Source organism: Ideonella sp. P3_A4 (genome assembly GCF_056403075.1).
In genome coordinates this window covers 1-1288 of sequence record NZ_JBFUGE010001077.1, presented here as the reverse complement: position 1 = coordinate 1288, position 1288 = coordinate 1, and the positions used below count along the sequence as shown (strand labels likewise).

2 protein-coding genes are annotated in these 1288 nt (G+C 65.2%); both read right to left on the bottom strand.

The genetic code is table 11. The features are described from left to right. Positions 1-90 precede the first annotated feature (90 nt). Positions 91-948, bottom strand: a complete 858-nt coding sequence (gene kdsA / locus AC1DYI_RS35975) for a 3-deoxy-8-phosphooctulonate synthase (RefSeq protein WP_477208874.1) — start codon at positions 946-948, stop codon at positions 91-93. Between the two features lie 17 nt (positions 949-965). Next, positions 966-1288 (bottom strand): glutamine amidotransferase-related protein (locus AC1DYI_RS35970; RefSeq protein ID WP_477208873.1); only part of this gene is annotated, 323 nt, incomplete at its 5' end.

Genomic DNA, 1288 nt, shown 5'->3' with positions numbered 1-1288 from the left:
GGTAGCCGTAGGCCATCGGTGCAGTTCCTTCAGCAGGAAAAATCGTTCTGGCCAAAGCCAGTGAACGTAATCATGTTGGCCGAAACGCCTTCAGCAGCTGAAGTCGTTTTCAAGCAGTGGCTTCGACTTGATCACGCGGTCCAGCGCAACCAGTTGCTCCAGCAGCGCAGCCATGTGCTTCAGCGGCACGGCGTTCGGGCCGTCGGACAAGGCATTGGCCGGGTCCGGGTGCGTTTCCATGAACAGGCCGGACACGCCGACCGCCACGCCGGCACGCGCCAGCACTGGCACGAACTCGCGCTGGCCACCGGAGCTGGTGCCCTGGCCGCCCGGCAGCTGCACGCTGTGGGTCACGTCGAAGACGACGGGCGCGCCGGTCTCGCGCATGATCGCGAGGCTGCGCATGTCGGAGACGAGGTTGTTGTAGCCGAAGCTCGCACCGCGTTCACAGGCCATGAAGGAGTCGGCTTCCAGGCCGGCTTCGCGCGCAGCAGCACGGGCCTTGTCGATCACGTTCTTCATGTCGCCGGGGGCGAGGAACTGGCCCTTCTTGATGTTCACCGGCTTGCCGCTCTTGGCGACAGCGTGGATGAAATCGGTCTGGCGGCACAGGAAGGCGGGGGTCTGCAGCACGTCGACGATCTTGGCCACCTCGGTGATCTCGGCCTCGCTGTGCACGTCGGTCAGCACCGGCACGTTCAGCTCGCGCTTGACCTTGGCCAGGATCTCCAGACCGCGTTCCATGCCGGGGCCGCGGAACGAGGTGCCGCTGGAGCGGTTGGCCTTGTCGTAGCTCGACTTGAAGATGAAGGGGATGCCCAGCTTGGCGGTCATTTCCTTCAGCCGTCCGGCCACGTCCATCTGCAGCTGTTCGCTTTCGACCACGCAGGGGCCGGCGATCAGGAAGAACGGCTTGTCGAGGCCGACGTCAAAGCCACACAGTTTCATGGGGTCCTCCGCGGGCTTTAAGCCGCGGCCTTCTGGTTGCTGCGCGCGGCCTGGTGGGCCAGCGCGGCCTTGATGTAGCTGATGAACAGCGGGTGGCCRYCCCASGGSGTSGACTTGAAYTCCGGGTGGAACTGCACGCCGACRAACCAGGGGTGGGTGTCGCGCGGCAGCTCGACCATCTCGGTCAGCTTTTCGCGCTGGGTGATGGCCGAGATAACCAGGCCGGCCTGCTGCAGGCGGTCAAGGTAACGCTCGTTGGCCTCGAAGCGGTGGCGGTGGCGCTCGGTGACGACCGGGCCGTAGATCTCGTGCGCCAGCGTGCCGGGTTTGACGTCCGAGC